12 protein-coding genes and 1 tRNA gene are annotated in these 17930 nt (G+C 56.4%); 4 read left to right on the top strand and 9 right to left on the bottom strand.

Going from position 1 to position 17930, the window contains the following annotated elements:
* Positions 1 to 70: 70 nt before the first annotated feature.
* The 7 genes from lon to TSA66_RS01865 all read right to left on the bottom strand — a co-directional run bounded on the left by lon (position 71) and on the right by TSA66_RS01865 (position 10808).
* Positions 71 to 2479, bottom strand: coding sequence for an endopeptidase La (gene lon, locus TSA66_RS01895; RefSeq protein ID WP_040038782.1), 2409 nt, complete (start codon positions 2477 to 2479; stop codon positions 71 to 73).
* Positions 2480 to 2751: 272 nt separating this feature from the next.
* Complete coding sequence (clpX, locus tag TSA66_RS01890) at positions 2752 to 4020, bottom strand: ATP-dependent Clp protease ATP-binding subunit ClpX (RefSeq protein WP_040038781.1); 1269 nt, start codon at positions 4018 to 4020, stop codon at positions 2752 to 2754.
* 160 nt (positions 4021 to 4180) lie between these two features.
* A complete protein-coding gene (clpP, locus tag TSA66_RS01885; protein WP_040038780.1) occupies positions 4181 to 4807 on the bottom strand; it encodes an ATP-dependent Clp endopeptidase proteolytic subunit ClpP in 627 nt (208 codons plus the stop codon).
* Positions 4808 to 4838: 31 nt separating this feature from the next.
* A complete protein-coding gene (tig, locus tag TSA66_RS01880; protein ID WP_040038779.1) occupies positions 4839 to 6188 on the bottom strand; it encodes a trigger factor in 1350 nt (449 codons plus the stop codon).
* Positions 6189 to 6216: 28 nt separating this feature from the next.
* A tRNA-Leu gene (locus TSA66_RS01875) sits at positions 6217 to 6303 on the bottom strand.
* 204 nt (positions 6304 to 6507) lie between these two features.
* A complete protein-coding gene (locus TSA66_RS01870) occupies positions 6508 to 9612 on the bottom strand; it encodes an efflux RND transporter permease subunit (RefSeq protein WP_040038778.1) in 3105 nt (1034 codons plus the stop codon).
* Positions 9609 to 10808: an efflux RND transporter periplasmic adaptor subunit gene (locus TSA66_RS01865; protein WP_084199194.1), complete on the bottom strand. Its 1200-nt coding sequence runs from the start codon at positions 10806 to 10808 to the stop codon at positions 9609 to 9611. Before TSA66_RS01865 ends, TSA66_RS01870 begins: the two co-directional genes overlap by 4 nt.
* A 156-nt stretch (positions 10809 to 10964) precedes the next feature.
* On the opposite strand from TSA66_RS01865, the gene hpnC reads away from it, so the two are divergent.
* From hpnC to hpnE, 3 genes are all read left to right on the top strand, one after another.
* Complete coding sequence (hpnC, locus tag TSA66_RS01860; RefSeq protein ID WP_040038777.1) at positions 10965 to 11774, top strand: squalene synthase HpnC; 810 nt, start codon at positions 10965 to 10967, stop codon at positions 11772 to 11774.
* A gap of 132 nt (positions 11775 to 11906) precedes the next feature.
* Complete coding sequence (gene hpnD / locus TSA66_RS01855; protein WP_040038776.1) at positions 11907 to 12740, top strand: presqualene diphosphate synthase HpnD; 834 nt, start codon at positions 11907 to 11909, stop codon at positions 12738 to 12740.
* Positions 12727 to 14067, top strand: a complete 1341-nt coding sequence (gene hpnE, locus TSA66_RS01850) for a hydroxysqualene dehydroxylase HpnE (RefSeq protein ID WP_040038775.1) — start codon at positions 12727 to 12729, stop codon at positions 14065 to 14067. The genes hpnD and hpnE overlap by 14 nt, the downstream gene beginning before the upstream one ends.
* A gap of 5 nt (positions 14068 to 14072) precedes the next feature.
* Here the strand turns inward: hpnE and radA are convergent, their stop codons facing one another.
* A complete protein-coding gene (radA, locus tag TSA66_RS01845) occupies positions 14073 to 15443 on the bottom strand; it encodes a DNA repair protein RadA (protein WP_040038774.1) in 1371 nt (456 codons plus the stop codon).
* 10 nt (positions 15444 to 15453) lie between these two features.
* Positions 15454 to 16530 (bottom strand): alanine racemase, encoded by a 1077-nt coding sequence (gene alr, locus TSA66_RS01840; protein ID WP_040038773.1) that lies wholly within the window; start codon positions 16528 to 16530, stop codon positions 15454 to 15456.
* Positions 16531 to 16671: 141 nt separating this feature from the next.
* Here alr and lplT point away from each other — a divergent pair, with 141 nt between their 5' ends.
* Positions 16672 to 17922 (top strand): lysophospholipid transporter LplT, encoded by a 1251-nt coding sequence (gene lplT / locus TSA66_RS01835; RefSeq protein WP_040038772.1) that lies wholly within the window; start codon positions 16672 to 16674, stop codon positions 17920 to 17922.
* Positions 17923 to 17930: the final 8 nt, after the last annotated feature.

The following is a 17930-nucleotide window of genomic DNA, read 5'->3' as shown; positions in this document are numbered from 1 at the left end:
TGCTCCACAAAGGCTAATTTCCAGGCAAAAAAAAGCGCTCCGAAGAGCGCTTTAAATTACCGATTTGAAATCAATGCTTCACAACATTCGGGTCGGTAGTTCCGGGACTTTGCGCAACCGCGGTGTCCACCGCAGCCTCATCTGCCAATGGGGCTGGCTGCCGTTCAAGGGCAATTTCCAATACCTTGTCAATCCAACGAACCGGAATGATTTCAAGCTTGTTCTTCACGTTATCGGGAATATCCGTGAGGTCTTTCACGTTTTGCTCCGGAATCAATGCCGTCTTAATTCCCCCGCGATGCGCCGCAAGCAGCTTTTCCTTCAAACCACCGATCGGCAGCACCTCGCCACGTAAGGTAATTTCACCCGTCATCGCCACATCCGCACGCACTGGTATACCGGTCAACACGGAAACCAACGCCGTCGTCATCGCAATGCCAGCCGAAGGACCATCCTTCGGTGTCGCACCCTCCGGTACGTGGATATGAATATCGGTCTTGCTAAACAACTCAGTCTTGATACCAAGCCGTTTCGCACGGCTGCGCACGACAGTACGCGCCGCCTCAATCGACTCCTTCATCACGTCGCCCAAGGTCCCGGTACGAATAATATCGCCCTTGCCAGGCATCGTCATGGCCTCAATCGTCAGAAGATCGCCGCCCACCTCGGTCCATGCGAGACCGACCACTTGTCCAATCTGGTTCTCTTTCTCCGCAATACCGAAATCGTACCGACGCACACCGAGGAACTTGTCGAGGTTCTTTGAAGAAACCGTAATCTTATGATCCTGTTTCTTCAACAAAAGCATTTTCACCACCTTGCGGCAGATCTTGGAGATTTCGCGCTCCAATGAGCGAACGCCCGCCTCTCGCGTGTAGTACCGGATGATGTCGCGAATTGCTGACTCGGAAACAGTAATTTCATCATCCTTCAAACCATTGTTTGCGATCTGTTTAGGCAGCAGATAACGCTGAGCGATATTCGTTTTTTCGTCTTCCGTGTACCCCGACAATCGAATCACTTCCATTCGGTCCAGCAGTGCCGGCGGAATGTTGTAGGAGTTCGACGTGGCAACGAACATCACGTCCGACAAATCAAAATCGACTTCGATGTAATGATCCGAGAATGTATGGTTCTGCTCCGGGTCGAGTACTTCAAGCAAGGCAGAAGCCGGGTCGCCACGGAAGTCTTGCCCAAGCTTGTCCACCTCATCCAGCAGGAACAACGGATTTCTCACGCCAGTCTTTGCCAAGCTTTGAAGAATCTTGCCTGGCATCGAACCGATATATGTGCGACGGTGGCCGCGAATCTCGGCTTCGTCTCGTACACCGCCAAGGGCCATACGGACAAATTTGCGATTGGTGGCGCGTGCAATTGATTGGCCCAGCGAAGTTTTGCCTACGCCTGGAGGTCCAACGAGGCAGAGAATCGGTGCCTTTACCTTGTCAACTCGCTGTTGGACGGCGAGATATTCAAGAATGCGTTCCTTGACCTTATCCAGTCCATAGTGTTCGCTTTCAAGCACTTGTTCAGCATGAGCAAGGTCGTTGTTAACCTTCGATTTCTTTTTCCACGGAAGGCCAACCAAGGTATCGATATAATTGCGCACCACGGTCGCTTCGGCCGACATTGGCGACATCAGCTTCAGTTTTTTCAGTTCAGCTTCGGCCTTTTCACGCGCTTCCTTTGGCATCTTGGCAGCGATAATCCGCTTCTCGAGTTCTTCGAGATCGGCACCTTCCTCTCCTTCGCCAAGTTCTTTCTGGATCGCTTTTACCTGCTCATTAAGGTAATACTCGCGCTGGGACTTTTCCATCTGGCGCTTGACACGACCGCGAATGCGTTTCTCGACTTGGAGAATATCGAGTTCCGCCTCAAGTTGCCCGAGCAGATGCTCATGACGTTTGGCTACATTGAAGATTTCAAGAATGATCTGTTTTTGCTCAAGCTTAAGCGGCAAATGCGCTGCTATGGTATCGGCAAGTCGCCCAGCATCATCGATTCCAGCGAGAGAAGTCAGTATCTCCGGCGGAATCTTCTTGTTCAGTTTCACATACTGATCAAATTGTTGCACGATGGCCCGGCGCATAGCCTCGACCTCAGATTCGTCCCCGGGCTCAGATTCAACCGGAGTCAATTCTGCAACAAAATGCGTTTCCAATTCAGTAATGTTATGAATGTGAGCACGTTGAGCTCCCTCGACTAGGACCTTAACCGTCCCGTCAGGCAACTTCAACATTTGCAGAATATTGGCGACACAACCAATCTTATAAATATCCGCGGCTGACGGCTCATCCTTGGCAGCCGCCTTTTGAGCTGCAAGCATAATGCTCTTGCCCTGCTCCATTGCAGCTTCCAATGCCTTGATCGACTTAGGACGACCAACGAATAGAGGGATCACCATATGCGGAAAGACAACAACGTCGCGCAACGGCAATAGCGGCAGTTGGGTGTTTTCAGTAAATGTAGTAGTCGTCATGGCGAACCTTATTTAAGAGCTTGTTTATGATGTTGGCCCGACAGCCAAAAACTCAAGTCCAAGCGGCAACAAAAATCACTACAGAATTCACCAATAAAAAAGGCCACACACGAAGTCGCCTTCGGGTAGCCTTGCATTGGAAGCCTGAAGTGATTCCTGTGATTCAAATTGTACTGCTTCTAGGAAAAAACGGGCTTTGGCCTTCAGTTAGATGCTCCACAATTCATTAAAATTGTGGAACATGCGACTGTGAGAACAGATTCAGTGGAATACTACTTGGCCCCTGACACTTTAGGCTGCTCGTGATAAATCAACAAAGGCTTAGCTCCATTGACGATCGTATTTTCATCAATAACCACCTTAGCTACGTTCTGCTGCCCCGGTAATTCAAACATTACATCCAACAAAGCATGTTCAAGAATAGAGCGTAGACCACGTGCACCAGTCTTGCGTTCAAGCGCTTTTTTGGCAATTGCATGCAATGCTGCCGGCCGAACCTCCAACTCTGCACCTTCCATTTGAAGCAGCTTTGCATATTGCTTGATCAGTGCATTCTTGGGTTCAAGCAAGATTTGGATCAATGCCTCCTCATTTAGTTCACTCAACGTCGCAACGACTGGCAGACGGCCAACCAATTCCGGAATTAAACCAAACTTGATCAAATCTTCCGGTTCCGCATCAAGCAAAACTTCGCTGGCGCTGCGTTCCGATTGGCTTTTCACACTGGCCGAAAAACCAATTCCACTCTTCTCCGAGCGATTCGAAATGATTTTTGCCAAACCATCGAAAGCACCGCCACAGATGAACATGATATTGGTGGTGTCAATCTGCACGAAATCCTGATTTGGATGCTTGCGGCCGCCTTGAGGTGGCACTGAGGCCATTGTTCCCTCAATCAATTTCAGCAAGGCCTGCTGCACACCTTCGCCAGATACATCACGGGTTATCGATGGATTGTCGGATTTGCGCGAAATCTTGTCGATTTCATCGATATATACGATACCTTTCTGCGCTTTTTCAACTTCGTAGTTACAGTTTTGCAAAAGCTTTTGAATAATGTTTTCCACATCCTCACCGACGTAACCCGCCTCGGTCAACGTCGTTGCATCTGCAATCACGAACGGCACATTAAGCATGCGAGCCAACGTCTGCGCCAACAAGGTCTTGCCTGACCCCGTTGGGCCGATCAATAAGATGTTGCTCTTGGCCAGTTCTACATCATCCTTCTTCCCCAGATGCTTGAGGCGCTTGTAGTGGTTATATACCGCTACCGAAAGGATGCGCTTAGCTGTTTCCTGGCCAATTACGTACTGCCCTAGTAACTCGAAAATTTCTTGCGGCGTCGGCAAATCCGATTTTGGGCCGGTAACCGACTCCATACTGGATGCTTCGTCACGAATGATGTCATTACACAGATCGATGCACTCGTCGCAAATGAAAACCGACGGACCAGCAATAAGTTTCTTTACCTCGTGTTGGCTCTTGCCACAGAAGGAGCAATAGAGCAATTTCTCGCCACTGGAGGATTTTTTGTCAGACATAGGGCACAGTGTGGTTAGGTATGAATTCGATATTACCTGCGAAATCCCAATTCGTCACGACAGCGCTCAAGAATTTAGAGCAAAGTTGACAAATTTCGTCGCTATAAAACAAAACGCCCGAACGCGGTGCGCCCGGGCGTTTTCCGCTTGGACAGGCACCTTAGGCGCGGCTGGTCAGCACCTTGTCAATCATCCCATATTCTGCTGCTTCCGCAGCAGACATGAAATTATCTCTGTCTGTATCCTTGCTGATTTGTTCCACAGATCGACCGGTTTTTTCAGCCAGGATGTGGTTCAGGCGATCACGCAGATAGAGAATCTCGCGAGCCTGAATTTCGATATCTGCGGCCTGCCCTTGAGCGCCGCCCAACGGTTGGTGAATCATAATCCTCGAGTTCGGCAGCGAGAACCGCTTTCCCTTCGCTCCGGCCGCGAGCAGGAAAGCGCCCATCGACGCAGCCAAGCCGGTACAAAGCGTCGACACGTCCGGCTTGATGAATTGCATAGTGTCATAAATCGCCATGCCTGCCGAAACCGAGCCACCCGGAGAGTTGATGTAAAGCGAAATATCCTTGTCGGGATTCTCGCTTTCCAGGAACAGCATTTGCGCGACGATCAGGTTGGCCGAGTGATCATTGACCGGACCAACCAGAAAAATCACACGCTCCTTCAGCAGGCGCGAATAGATGTCGTATGCGCGCTCACCGCGTCCGCTTTGTTCAATCACCATCGGCACCATACCGAGCATTTCGGTCTCTAGTGCAGAATTTCTAATCATGCCTGACATGTGCTTTCCTCAAGGAGTACGCACAAGCTGATTAGGCTTGCGCGGAATTACCCATCAATTCGTCGAACGAAACCGGCTTGTCGTTTACCTTTGCCTGACCAAGCACATAGTTAACGACGTTTTCTTCCAAAACAAGGGCCTCCACTTCAGCCAGACGACGACGATCTGCATAATAGTACTTCAGAACTTGTTGCGGATCTTCGTAGCTTTGCGCGAACTCTTCCACCTGCGCCTTGACCTGCTCCGGAGTCGCTTCCAGCTTGTTCGACTTGACGACTTCAGCCAGGATCAGTCCGAGGCGCACGCGACGTTCTGCCTGAGCAGTAAACAGTTCGCGCGGGAACGGCATGTCGTTAACCTTCATGCCGCGCTGCGCCATGTCTTGGCGCGCCATTTCAATCAAACGATCCACATCTTGCTCGACCAGAGCGTTCGGCACATCCAGTTCTGACACGTTGATCAGTGCGTTCATGACGCTGTCTTTAGTCTTGGATTTGACGCGGCCATTCACTTCACGTTCAAGATTTTGCTTGATGTCCGCACGCATCTTGCCCAAATCGCCGTCGGCAATGCCGAGGGACTTCGCAAACTCGGCATCGACTTCCGGCAGGTGCGCCCATTCCAGTTTCTTAATCGTGATCGTGAAATCAGCTGTTTTGCCGGCAACTTCCTTACCGTGGTAATCGGCCGGGAAAGTCAGAGGAAAGGTCTTGGATTCGCCGACCTTCAAGCCAGTCGCCGCTGCCTCGAATTCAGGAAGCATGCGGCCTTCCCCCAGAACGAATGCAAAATCCTCCGCCTTACCACCCTGAAACTCAACACCGTCGATCTTGCCGACGAAGTCGAGCGTCACGCGGTCGCCGCTTTGGGCCGTCTGATCAGCGCCACCGTCGCCATGCGCGCCTTGCTCGCCCTTCGTGTGGTAATGCACGCGCTGCTTGCGCAGGATATCGATAGTTTTGTCGATTTCAGCGTCGGTAACGGCGCTCGTAACCTTTTCCACTTCGACGCCGGACAGATCGCCGATCTTGACTTCCGGGTAGACTTCAAACGTAGCGTCGAATGCGACCTCGCCTTCGCTCACGCCATCGCCAGTCTTCGGTTCGATCTTCGGGTATCCGGCGACGCGCAGATTGTTTTCGCTGGCAGCCTCGCTGAATGCGCGGCCGACCTTGTCATTCAACACTTCAGTCTCAACCTGATAGCCGTACTGCTGCGCAACCATCTTCATCGGCACCTTGCCCGGACGGAAACCAGGCGCCTTTGCTGTGCGGGCGCGAATTTTCAAACGTTTTTCAACTTCCGCCTGCACGTCTGCCACCGGCAGCTTGATGGTGATGCGGCGCTCGAGTTTATCCAAGGTTTCGACTGCAGTTGCCATGAGAATCGTCCCAAAAATTAATATTCTGTGGTGCGAGGAGGGGGACTCGAACCCCCACACCATTGCTGGCGTCAGGACCTAAACCTGGTGCGTCTACCAATTTCGCCATCCTCGCGCAAATTTGCAATTTTATTTGCGTTGATTTTGCACAAAAGCAAAGGGCGACCATGAAGTGAATAATTCGGTCGCCCTGCCTTTGTTAGTAGCTCTTCAACTTCAACCCGGCATTTTACTGGATTTTTGCACCGCCTGTCCCGATTTTTCGCGGGACAGGCGGACACATCGTTTCTGCCGTAAGCAATGACCTTGCATCCGGCACTTACGGGATAACCGCGACGTCGGGCTGGGGCTTCTTCACCCGGAACCATGCCGCGTACAGTGCCGGCAAAAACAGCAACGTCAGCGCCGTTGCAATGATCAAGCCGCCCATGATGGCAACTGCCATCGGCCCCCAGAACACGGATCGCGACAACGGGATCATCGCCAGCACGGCTGCTGCCGCCGTCAGGATGATCGGCCGGAACCGGCGCACCGCCGACTCCACGATCGCATTCCACGGTGCTACGCCTTCACGGATGTCGTGCTCAATCTGGTCGATCAGGATCACCGAATTCCGGATGATCATGCCGAACAGCGCGATCACGCCCAACTGAGCGACAAACCCGAACGGGCGATGCAGGATCAACAACGCCATCGCGGCACCGGCAACACCGAGCGGACCAGTCAGGAATACCAGCAGCGAGCGCGAGAAGCTGTGCAGCTGAAGCATCAACAACGTGAAAATGATGAAGACGACCAAGGGCACGTTGGCGGCGATCGATTGTTGCGCCTTGCCGCTATCCGCAGCCGCACCGGCAAGCTCAATCTTGTACCCTGCGGGCAGCTCGGCACGCAACAAGTCAAGTTTCGGATTGATTTGACTGGATACTGTTGGCCCCTGAATGCCGTCGATCACGTCCGATTGCACGGTAATCGCCCATTCCCGCCCTTCGCGCCATACCACGCCCGGCTCCCAGACAAAATGGGCGCGGGCCACCTGAGCCAGCGGAACAGCACGGCCGCTCGCAGTCTGGATATTGGCTTCGTTGAGCGCTGAAATGGTCGAACGTTCCTCGACAGGCTGTCGGACCACGATATCAATCAACTTATTCTCTTCACGGAACTGGCCGATGGTGGTGCCGGTCAGGATCGTGTTTGCCGTACGCATGAGCGCTTGCGAACTGACGCCGAGCGCGCGCAACTTGTCCTGGTCAAGATCGAGTCGCAGCACCTTCACCGCCTCATTCCAGTTGTCATTGACGCCGACCGAATTGGGATTGGCGCGCATAACTTCCTTCACCCGATCGGCGATGGCACGCACCTTGCCAACCTCCGTGCCTGTGACGCGGAACTGGACCGGATAAGGCACCGGCGGCCCGTTCGGCAACAATTTCACGCGCCCGCGCACCTCCGGAAAATCGTTCTTGAAAGCGTCGATGATTTTCAGGCGCAATGCTTCGCGAGCCTGCAAATCCTTGGGCAGTACCACGATTTGCGTGACATTAGTCTGCGGGAATATCTGATCAAGAGGCAAATAGAACCTCGGGCTTCCGGTGCCCACATAGCTGGTGACGCTCTCGACACCATCCTGCTTGCGGATGAAGGTCTCAAACTTCTTCGCCTGCGCCTCGGTGGCGTTAAATGCCGTACCTTCCGGCATCCATAGCTCAACCATCAATTCCGGGCGACTGGAGTCGGGGAAAAACTGCTGCTCGATAAAGCGAAAGCCGAACACGCCCAGCGCAAAAACAGCAAGTGTCAGCAGGATCGTGGTCTTGCGCCATTCGACGCACCAGTTCACGAGCGCACGAAAGCGTGTGTAAAACGGCGTATCGAACAGCTCGTGCTGACCGTCGGCATTGGCTTTCGGCTTTACTTTCAACAGCATGTACCCGATATATGGCGTAAACAGCACGGCGGCCACCCATGAAATGAGCAGCGCAAGTGCGTTTACGGAAAACATCGAAAACGTGTATTCGCCCGCTGCAGACTTAGCCAGTCCGATCGGAAGGAATCCGGCGGCCGTAATGAGCGTGCCGGTCAGCATTGGCATCGCGGTCGACGTGTAAGCAAAAGTCGCTGCTTCGAAGCGCGATAGACCCTCCTCCATTTTTCGCACCATCATCTCGACCGCGATGATGGCGTCGTCGACCAAAAGTCCGAGCGCGATAATCAGCGCCCCAAGCGAAATTTTGTGCAAGTCGATGTCGAAGATCCGCATGAACAGGAAGGTAACCGCGAGTACCAGCGGAATCGTCAATGCGACGACCAGCCCCGGACGTGCATCGACCCGGAAGGGCTTGGTATGCAAGCCGAGTGCGATGAAACTCACCGCAAGCACGATCAGGACCGCTTCGGCCAGGGTACGCAGAAACTCATTGACCGACGACGCGACCGCCTTGGGCTGGTTCGATACGCGTTCCAGTTCGATCCCGACGGGCAGCTTGCCCTTGATTTCATTGACGGTATTCTCGAGATTACGGCCGAGCACGATGATATCGCCACCCTTCTCCATCGAGATGCCCAGGCCGATCACCTCCTTGCCGTTGAAACGCATCTTATCCTGCGGTGGGTCCTTGTACTCGCGCTTGATCTTGGCGAAGTCGCCAAGGCGGAAAGGAATCCCGTTGGCGCGCAACTCCATGTCTTCGAGGTCCTTAACCGACTTCATCGCGCCGGTTACCCGAACCTGCAGGTTATCGGTCGCCGTCACCAGCACGCCGGTAGCCTCGACCGCATTCTGAGCGTTCAGTTGGGCGATGATGGAATCAAAAGGAATGCCAAGCTGCGCGAATTTCTTGTGCGAGAACTCGATGTTGATCTTTTCGTCCTGCACGCCGAACAGTTCGACCTTGGACACCGACGGCACGCGCAAGAATTGCTGGCGCACGAAATCGGCGTAGTCCTTGACTTCCGCATAACTGAAACCGTCCCCGGAGAGCGCAAAGATCGAACCGTAGGTATCGCCGAACTCGTCATTGAAGAAGGGCCCGATGACGCCAGGCGGCAAGGTATTCCTGATATCGCCGATCTTTTTGCGCACCTGATACCAGGCGCCCGGGGTTTCCTTGGGCGGGGTCGATTCGCGCAGTTGCAGGATGATGGTGGTTTCGCCCGGCTTGGAATAGCTGCGAATCCGGTCGATATAGGGTGTTTCCTGCAGCTTCTTTTCCAGCTTGTCGGTCACCTGGTCCGCCATCTGAAGCGCCGTGGCGCCCGGCCAGATCGCGCGGACCACCATGGCGCGGAAGGTAAAAGGCGGATCCTCATCCTGGCCGAGACGGCCGTAGCTGATGATGCCGCCGAGCAGCAGTGCCACGATCAGATACCGTATGAGCGGGATATGTTCGAGGGACCAGCGAGAAAGATTGAAGCCGCCCCTCATTTGCCGGCTCCGGCGTTGAGGATGGCGGGCGCAATCGACGAGGCGCTGCTGCCGGACGCCACCTTTTGCTCATCTGACACAGGGGCGTCAGCCCCCAGGATTTTCACCTTTTGGCCCGGCTTGAGAAGATTGACGCCGGCGGTAACGACCGTCTGGCCAGGAGTGATGCCGCCGGCGATGACGATGTCATTGCCGGAAGTTCCGGCGACTTGAACCTGCACGGGCTTTACGGCGCCGTTTTCCACGATCCACACGGCGGTTGCCGACTTATCCTGGAATAAAGCCGTCAACGGCAGCTTGATCATCGCATTCTGCGATCGCGCGGAAAATATGACGTATGCCGTCATGCCGAGTTTGATGTGGTCGGGTGCATTTGGAATGGCGATTTTTGCGGTATAGGTCCGGGTAGCCGGGTCGGCGACCGGCGAGAGTTCGCGCAGCTTACCGGGAACAACCACTTCCGGCTTGGCCCATGTGCGCACCCGCACGTCCGTCATTCGCCGCAATGCGTCGACCTTATCTTCAGGAATGCCGATCACGATTTCCTTTTCACCGGTTTGGGCAACCCGCACCACTGGCGTGCCCGGCGCGACGACCTGCCCCACCTCGGCATCGACCCCGGTCACGACGCCATTCACATCAGAAACGAGTGTCGTGTAACCCGCCTGGTTCGACTGATTGCGGAAGGCGGCAAGCGCCTGATCGTAGCTGGCTTGCGCAGCCTTGAACGCTGTTTCCTTGCTATCAAGGACGGCTTGGCTGACGAAATTCTTTTCGCGCAAATCCTGGTAACGCTTCAATTCCGCCTTGGCGAGATCGCGATTGCTTTCTGCCGCCTTCAAGCCCGCGTTGGCTTGCGACTGCGCCAACTGCATGTCTTGCGGATCGAGCTGCATCAATACTTGGCCGCGCGTCACGATGGCACCGACATCCACCTTGCGCGAAATAATCTTGCCGCCGACGCGAAATCCCAGACGCGATTCGACGCGTGCTCGCACCTCGCCGGAAAACTCGGCGGCCACGTCGACATTGTCCGCTGCCAATTGAATTGCTCGTACCGGCCGTATTTCCTCCGTCTTCTCGACCGGTTTGGAACACGCGGCCAGAAGAATAAGACTCGACAGCGCCAACAGCGCAACGCGAGGACGAGGCTGCCATGACGATGCTGATTGACATGGATTTCTATGAACGGCCATGCTTTTTCCTTTACTATTCCGGCATAAAAAATGCGCCGCTTCGGGTGGCGGCGCCGCATGTTGTTAAATGCGCTATACAATTAATGACTGACTGGTTAGTAATTATAAGCACGCCAAACATGTTTTGCATATGACTTTTTGGTCATTAATGCCCTAATGTCTATCGATCACTACGAAAACTTTCCAGTCGCCTCCATCTTGCTGCCAGCACGATTGCGCCCTGCCGTCGAGGCGATTTACGCTTTCGCCCGCAGTGCGGATGATCTGGCTGATGAAGGAGACGCTACTCCGGATACACGCTTGCATGCACTGACGGCATACGAACGCGCGCTTGACGCCATCGAATACGGCGATGAAATTGAGCAGCCACTGTTCCGCCGACTGGCCGCGACTATCAAAGCCCACCGCTTGCCCCTGCAACCGTTGCGCGACCTGCTATCGGCATTCAAGCAGGATGTATCGACGCCCCGCTACCATACCTTCACGTCGCTGCTGGACTATTGTCGGCGCTCTGCAAATCCGGTCGGCATCTTGATGCTGCATCTCTATGAAAGCGCCACTAAGGAAAACCTCAGGGATTCGGATGCGATTTGCACAGCCTTGCAGTTGATTAATTTTTGGCAGGATGTCGCAATTGACTGGTCCAAGTCGCGCATCTATCTTCCCGAGGAAGATCTCGAACGATTTGGCGTTACTGTTACTCATATCGCTGAAGCCAGGATCGATGACGCGTGGCGCGCCCTGATGCGCTATGAAGTTGAACGTGCGCGCACAATGATGCTGTCCGGCGCACCGCTCGCTGTGCGCCTGGGGGGGCGTATCGGCTGGGAACTGCGCCTGGTTGTGCAGGGTGGCCTGCGCATTCTCGAGCGCATCGAAGCGGCAGGCTTTGATGTATTCCGGCACCGGCCGCAGCTGGGCCCGCGGGATTGGTGCATTATGCTCGGACGGGCAATCCGCATGTAATCTGGCTCGTCACATCGTATTTCCGGTGCCGCTGAAGACAAGCCCAAAGCGTATATGGTAAAAGCCAGTGCCACTTGCGCGGCATCCGGGCTACTATAGCGCCTTTTACACAGACCTCACGCCGCCACGCCCATGTCGCCAGACGAATACTGCCAACAAAAAGCCGTACAAAGCGGCTCCAGTTTCTATTACAGTTTCCTGTTCCTTCCCGTGGAGCGGCGGCGCGCCATAACCGCCCTGTACGCACTCTGTCGAGAAGTTGATGACACGGTGGATGAATGCTCCGATGTCGCAATTGCCCGTAACAAGCTGCAATGGTGGCGCAAAGAAATTAAAGCAATGCTCGACGGCGCCCCTACTCACCCGGTGACGAAGGCGCTGCAGCCGCACCTGAAAACCTGTTCGCTCGATGGAAAACACTTGCTGGCAATTGTCGACGGCATGGAAATGGACCTGGACCAGACGCGTTATCTGGATTTCGCCGGGTTGAAGCGGTACTGCTGGCATGTTGCCGGCGTGGTCGGGATCCTGTCCGCCAACATCTTCGGCGCGACGCAGCCGGAGACTCTGCAATACGCGGAAAAGCTCGGCCTTGCCTTTCAACTGACCAATATCATCCGGGATGTCGGCGAGGATGCGCGCAAGGGCCGCATTTACCTGCCAGTGAATGACCTGCAGCAGTTCAACGTCACTGCCGCCGACATCCTGAAAGGGAAGCATAGCGAAAATTTCGAAAAGCTGATGCGATTCCAGGCCGAGCGGGCACGCGCGGCTTATGCCGAAGCGTTCGCCCTGCTGCCGCGCGCCGACCGGCGCGCGCAACGTCCCGGGTTGATCATGGCGGCGATTTACCGCGCGCTGCTCGACGAGATCGAGCGCGACGGCTTTCATGTGCTGAACCAGAAAATTTCCCTCACGCCGATCCGCAAGTTGTGGATGGCGTGGAAGACGTATGTCCGCGGCTAGCAGCAGCCGCGTCGCCGTCATCGGCGGCGGCTGGGCCGGATGCGCCGCGGCGGTCGAACTGGCGCGGCAGGGCAATGCGGTCGTCCTGTTCGAGGCGGCACGCACACTTGGCGGACGCGCGCGGTGCGTCGACATCAACGGGTTATCGCTGGATAACGGCCAGCACATCCTGTTGGGGGCCTACACCGAAACTCTGCGCCTCATGCATACGCTGGGCATCGATACCGCCGCGGCTCTGCTGCGCCTGCCCTTGCAGATGTGCTATCCGGAGCGGTGCGACGGCATGCAGTTCGTCGCGCCGCGCCTGCCTGCACCGCTGCATGTGCTCACCGGCCTCTGGTGCGCAACCGGACTGGCGCGGCAAGACAAATTGTCGCTGGCGCGCTTCTCGACCGCTGCGCGCTGGATGGACTGGCGCCTCGACAACGACTGCAGTGTTAACGAACTGCTGGACCAGTTTGACCAAACCGACCGCCTGATTCGGTTGATGTGGCGCCCGCTATGCATTGCGGCACTGAACACGCCGCCGGAACGGGCCTCTGCGCAAATATTCCTGAACGTGCTGCGCGACAGCCTTGGCGCACGACGCGCCGCGTCCGACATGCTTGTTCCGCGCGTCGACCTGAGCACGCTGATGCCGCAACATGCCGCCGCCTATCTCGCACGCCGTGGTGGTGAAGTCCGTTGCGGCACGACGATCAGCAGCGTGGTGCGCGATGGCGAACGCTGGCACCTTGCGGCTAGCTCTGACGCCTCGAAGGAGGATGTTTCGATATTCGATGCGGTTATCGTTGCGACGCAGTCCAACCAAGCAGCGCGTCTGCTCGCAGACTTCTCCGAAGCACAGCGCCTGCCGGAATTCGAGCACGAACCGATCACGACGTGCTTCCTGCAGTATGCACCGGAAACCCGTCTTGCTCGCCCCTTCTTCGCCTTGCCGGACGATGGCGCGTCCGGGTTGTGGGGCCAATTCGTGTTCGACCGCGGCCAGCTCGATGCGAAGCAGGCGGGATTATTGGCGGTGGTCGTGAGCGCATCGGGTGAAGCGATCTCATGCGGCCACGAAGCATTGGCAAGTGCAGTGGCCGAGCAGCTCGCAGGCGCCTTCATGCAGCCGTCGCTGGCGGCGCCGCGCTGGACAAAGGTCATCTCTGAAAAGCGCGCGACGTTTTCCTGCACGCCAGGGCTTTCGCGCCCGACCAATCGTACCGGCATCCCCGGTCTTGCGATTGCCGGCGACTATACCGCAGGGGACTATCCCGCCACGCTCGAGTCCGCTGTGCGCAGCGGCGTAATGGCCGCGCGCACGCTCTTTGCCGCATCCTGAACGTCTTATTCCGCGTCGCGTATGCGGTTCATCGCCTCGTCGATACGCTCGACGCCGATGATGTTGAGCCCTTCGATCGGCTGCTTGGGTGCATTCGCCTTCGGGATCAATGCAAGCGAAAAACCCAGTTTTGCTGCTTCGCGCAGGCGCTCCTGCCCGCGCGGCGCCGGCCGGATTTCTCCGGCCAGGCCGACCTCGCCAAACACGACCAGCCCGCGCGGCAAGGGCTTGTTGCGCATCGATGAATGAATCGCCAGCAGCACCGCCAGGTCGGCTGCCGGCTCGGTGATCTTCACGCCGCCGACGGCATTGATGAACACGTCCTGATCGAATGCCGCGATGGCGGCGTGACGGTGCAGCACTGCCAGCAGCATCGCCAGCCGGTTCTGTTCCAGGCCAACCGACAGCCGCCGCGCATTCGGCACATGCGAGGTATCGACCAGCGCCTGAATCTCGACCAGCAATGGGCGTGTGCCTTCCTGGGTCACCATCACGCAGGAGCCCGGCACCTGGCTGTCATGCTGCGACAGGAACAAGGCGGAAGGATTCGATACGCCCTTGAGCCCCTTCTCGGTCATCGCGAACACGCCCAGCTCGTTCACGGCACCGAAACGGTTCTTGAATGCCCGCACCAGACGGAAGCTGGAGTGCGTATCGCCCTCGAAATACAGCACGGTATCGACGATGTGCTCCAGCACGCGCGGTCCGGCCAGGGCGCCTTCCTTGGTAACGTGGCCGACCATGATGATCGTGATGCCGGATTGTTTGGCGACCCGCGTGAGCTGGGCCGCGCATTCGCGCACCTGCGCCACCGAGCCGGGAGCCGACGTCAGGGCATCGGAATAAATGGTCTGGATCGAGTCGATCACCGCTACCTGCGGTTTGTGTTCGGCCAGCGTATTGAGGATTTTTTCCAGCTGAATCTCGGCCTGCAGCTGCAGTTCCTTGGCATCGATGGCAAGGCGCCTGGCGCGTAGTGCAATCTGGGCGCCGGATTCTTCGCCGCTGACGTACAGCACCTTCTTCAGGCGCGACATGTTGGCCAGCGCCTGCAACAGCAGGGTTGATTTGCCGATGCCGGGGTCGCCGCCGATCAGGACCACGCCGCCGGCGACCAAGCCGCCGCCAAGCACGCGGTCGAATTCCTCGATGCCGGTGCCAAAGCGCGGCACGTCGATCGCCTCGATGTCGGCCAAGCTGAGCACGGGGGAAGTTTGCGCCAGGCCGCGATACTGGCCCGAAAAGCGGTTGCCGGCAGCCTCGACCACGGTTTCCACGAGCGTGTTCCACTGCCCGCATGAGGGGCACTGTCCAGCCCATTTACTGCTGACGCCGCCGCATTCTGTGCAGGTGTAGTTGGTTTTTTGCTTTGCCATCAAAACGCCATTATTGCTCGATCACCTTGACGCGCGGCGCCAGCGCGCACATCAGCTCGTAACCGATGGTTCCGGCCGCGCCAGCAACCTCGTCGATAGGCAGGCCTTCGCCCCACAGCGTGACCCTGCTGCCAATACGCGAGCCGGGGACGTCGGTCAAATCGACGGTCAGCATGTCCATCGATACCCGGCCGGCGATGCGCGTTTTCACGCCATTGACCAGGACCGGCGTGCCGTTCGGCGCATGGCGTGGATAGCCGTCCGCGTAACCGCAGGCGACGACGCCGATTTTCATTGGCTTGTCGGCAATGAAACGGCTGCCATAGCCGACCGCTTCCGATGCATCGATCTCCTGCATGCCGATGATCTCGCTGGTTAACGTCATAGCCGGTCGCAATCCGAACTCCTGCGCGCTAGCGCCACCGGGCGTGCCGCCGTAGAGCATGATGCCGGGGCGTATCCAGTCGGATGCCGTTTCGGGACGTGTCAGCACTGCGGCGGAGTTGGCCACGCTGCGCTCCCCGGAAATACCGTCGGTGCCGCGCTGAAAGCGCCGCAGCTGCTCTTCCAGCGGCAAGCCCGGATTAAGAACGTCGTCGGCATTGGCAAAATGCGTCATCAGGCCGATATGGCGCACCATCGGAGTTGCCCGCAAGCGCTCATAGGCGGCGCGATAGGTTTCCGGAGGAAAGCCGAGGCGGTTCATGCCGCTGTTCATTTTCAAATAAACATCGATTGGGGAGCGCACGGGCGATTGTTCAAGCATCTCGATCTGCTCGACGCAATGCACGGCGGTTTGCACCTGATGCGCCGCCAGAACCGGCACATCGGCTGGATCGAAAAAGCCTTCGAGCAATAGAACTGGCTTGCGCCAGCCCATTTCACGCAGGCGCACTGCACCGTCCACTTCGATCAGCGCCAGTCCATCAGCGGACGAAAACGCACGCATGCCGCGCGCTAACCCATGCCCATAGGCATTGGCCTTGACGACTGCCCAGATTTTCGAAGATGGCGCTGATTTTCTTGCGACGGCGAGATTATGCTGCAATGCAGCGAGGTGAATGGTGGCGACGAGCGGTCTTGGCATTGAGGGGATGACTTATGATAGATCCAAGTAGTCTTTCATTTTACCGGAGCGCTGGGTGTCACGCATATTAATTCCGGGGAACGCTCCCATTTTCATGGTATAAAGCAAGCCGGAGATACACTGTTCTTAGTCAACATGCGGATGAATCGCGGTTTTTATACCATTATGGCGGCGCAGTTTTTTTCGTCGCTCGCGGATAACGCCCTCCTGATCGCGGCTATCGCGCTGTTGGCAGAAATGAAGTCCCCGCCCTGGATGACGCCGCTGCTCAAGCTGTTCTTCGTGCTCTCGTACGTGCTGCTGGCGGCCTTCGTCGGGGCGTTTGCCGATTCGCTGCCCAAGGGGCGCGTTATGTTCATCACCAATCTGATCAAGATTGTCGGCTGCGGGATGATGTTCGTCGCCATTCACCCGCTCATTGCCTATGCCGTGGTCGGATTCGGCGCAGCGGCTTACTCGCCGGCCAAGTACGGCATCCTGACCGAGTTGCTGCCTCCAGAAAAGCTGGTCGCGGCCAACGGCTGGATCGAAGGCCTGACCGTGGTATCGATCATTCTTGGCACCGTCATGGGGGGCGCGTTGGTCAACCCCACCATTTCGTCAGCCTTACTAAGCATCAAGATTCCATTCATTGATACGCCGTCGGCGGCCGCCCTCACGATCATCATGATCGTTTATATCGTCGCCATGGTGTTTAACACGAAAATTCCCGATACCGGAGCGCGCTATCCGCACCAGGAACGCAATCCGATCAGACTGATCGCCGATTTCTCCGGGTGTTTCATTACCCTGTGGAAGGATAAGCTGGGCCAGATTTCCCTAGCCGTTACTACATTGTTCTGGGGGGCTGGCGCCACCCTGCAATTCATCGTCCTGAAATGGGCGGAAAAATCCTTGCAGATGCCGCTGGATAAGGCTGCGGTCTTGCAAGGCATTTTCGCCATTGGCGTTGCACTTGGCGCTGGCGCTGCAGCCCGTGTCGTACCGTTAAGAAAGTCCCTTACAGTCATGCCGCTGGGGGTCGCGATGGGCTTGCTCGTGATGACCATGACCATGGTGCATTCGGTGTGGATTGCCTATCCGCTGCTGGTCTTGATTGGCGCGTTGTCCGGGTATTTCGTGGTGCCAATGAATGCGTTGCTGCAGCATCGCGGCTACGTGCTGATGAGTGCCGGCCACTCGATTGCAGTCCAAAATTTCAACGAAAACATGTCAGTGCTGACCATGCTGATGCTGTACGCGATGATGGTGAAGCTGAACCTGAACGTCAACATCGTCATCATCCTGTTCGGGCTGTTTGTTTCCGGTACGATGCTGCTGACCATGCGCAGGCATGCCAACAATCAGCGCAAGTTCGATTCACTGGCGTTAATCGGCGAGCACAGGTACTGACTTCAGAC

It is taken from the genome of Noviherbaspirillum autotrophicum, from assembly GCF_000818395.1.
In the GTDB taxonomy this organism is placed as follows: Bacteria; Pseudomonadota; Gammaproteobacteria; order Burkholderiales; family Burkholderiaceae_D; genus Noviherbaspirillum; species Noviherbaspirillum autotrophicum.
The sequence above is the reverse complement of the archived record's forward strand: the minus strand, read 5'-3'. Positions and strand labels throughout refer to the sequence as shown.

Bases quoted from the DNA above. Each gene is read 5' to 3' on its own strand.
- hpnE (WP_040038775.1), top strand. From the start codon at position 12,727: ATGTCCGCGGCTAGCAGCAGCCGCGTCGCCGTCATCGGCGGCGGCTGG.
- TSA66_RS01865 (WP_084199194.1), bottom strand. From the start codon at position 10,808: ATGGCCGTTCATAGAAATCCATGTCAATCAGCATCGTCATGGCAGCCT.
- clpP (WP_040038780.1), bottom strand. From the start codon at position 4,807: ATGTCAGGCATGATTAGAAATTCTGCACTAGAGACCGAAATGCTCGGT.
- radA (WP_040038774.1), bottom strand. From the start codon at position 15,443: ATGGCAAAGCAAAAAACCAACTACACCTGCACAGAATGCGGCGGCGTC.
- hpnC (WP_040038777.1), top strand. From the start codon at position 10,965: ATGTCTATCGATCACTACGAAAACTTTCCAGTCGCCTCCATCTTGCTG.
- hpnD (WP_040038776.1), top strand. From the start codon at position 11,907: ATGTCGCCAGACGAATACTGCCAACAAAAAGCCGTACAAAGCGGCTCC.
- clpX (WP_040038781.1), bottom strand. From the start codon at position 4,020: ATGTCTGACAAAAAATCCTCCAGTGGCGAGAAATTGCTCTATTGCTCC.
- alr (WP_040038773.1), bottom strand. From the start codon at position 16,530: ATGCCAAGACCGCTCGTCGCCACCATTCACCTCGCTGCATTGCAGCAT.
- tig (WP_040038779.1), bottom strand. From the start codon at position 6,188: ATGGCAACTGCAGTCGAAACCTTGGATAAACTCGAGCGCCGCATCACC.
- lon (WP_040038782.1), bottom strand. From the start codon at position 2,479: ATGACGACTACTACATTTACTGAAAACACCCAACTGCCGCTATTGCCG.
- TSA66_RS01870 (WP_040038778.1), bottom strand. From the start codon at position 9,612: ATGAGGGGCGGCTTCAATCTTTCTCGCTGGTCCCTCGAACATATCCCG.
- lplT (WP_040038772.1), top strand. From the start codon at position 16,672: ATGAATCGCGGTTTTTATACCATTATGGCGGCGCAGTTTTTTTCGTCG.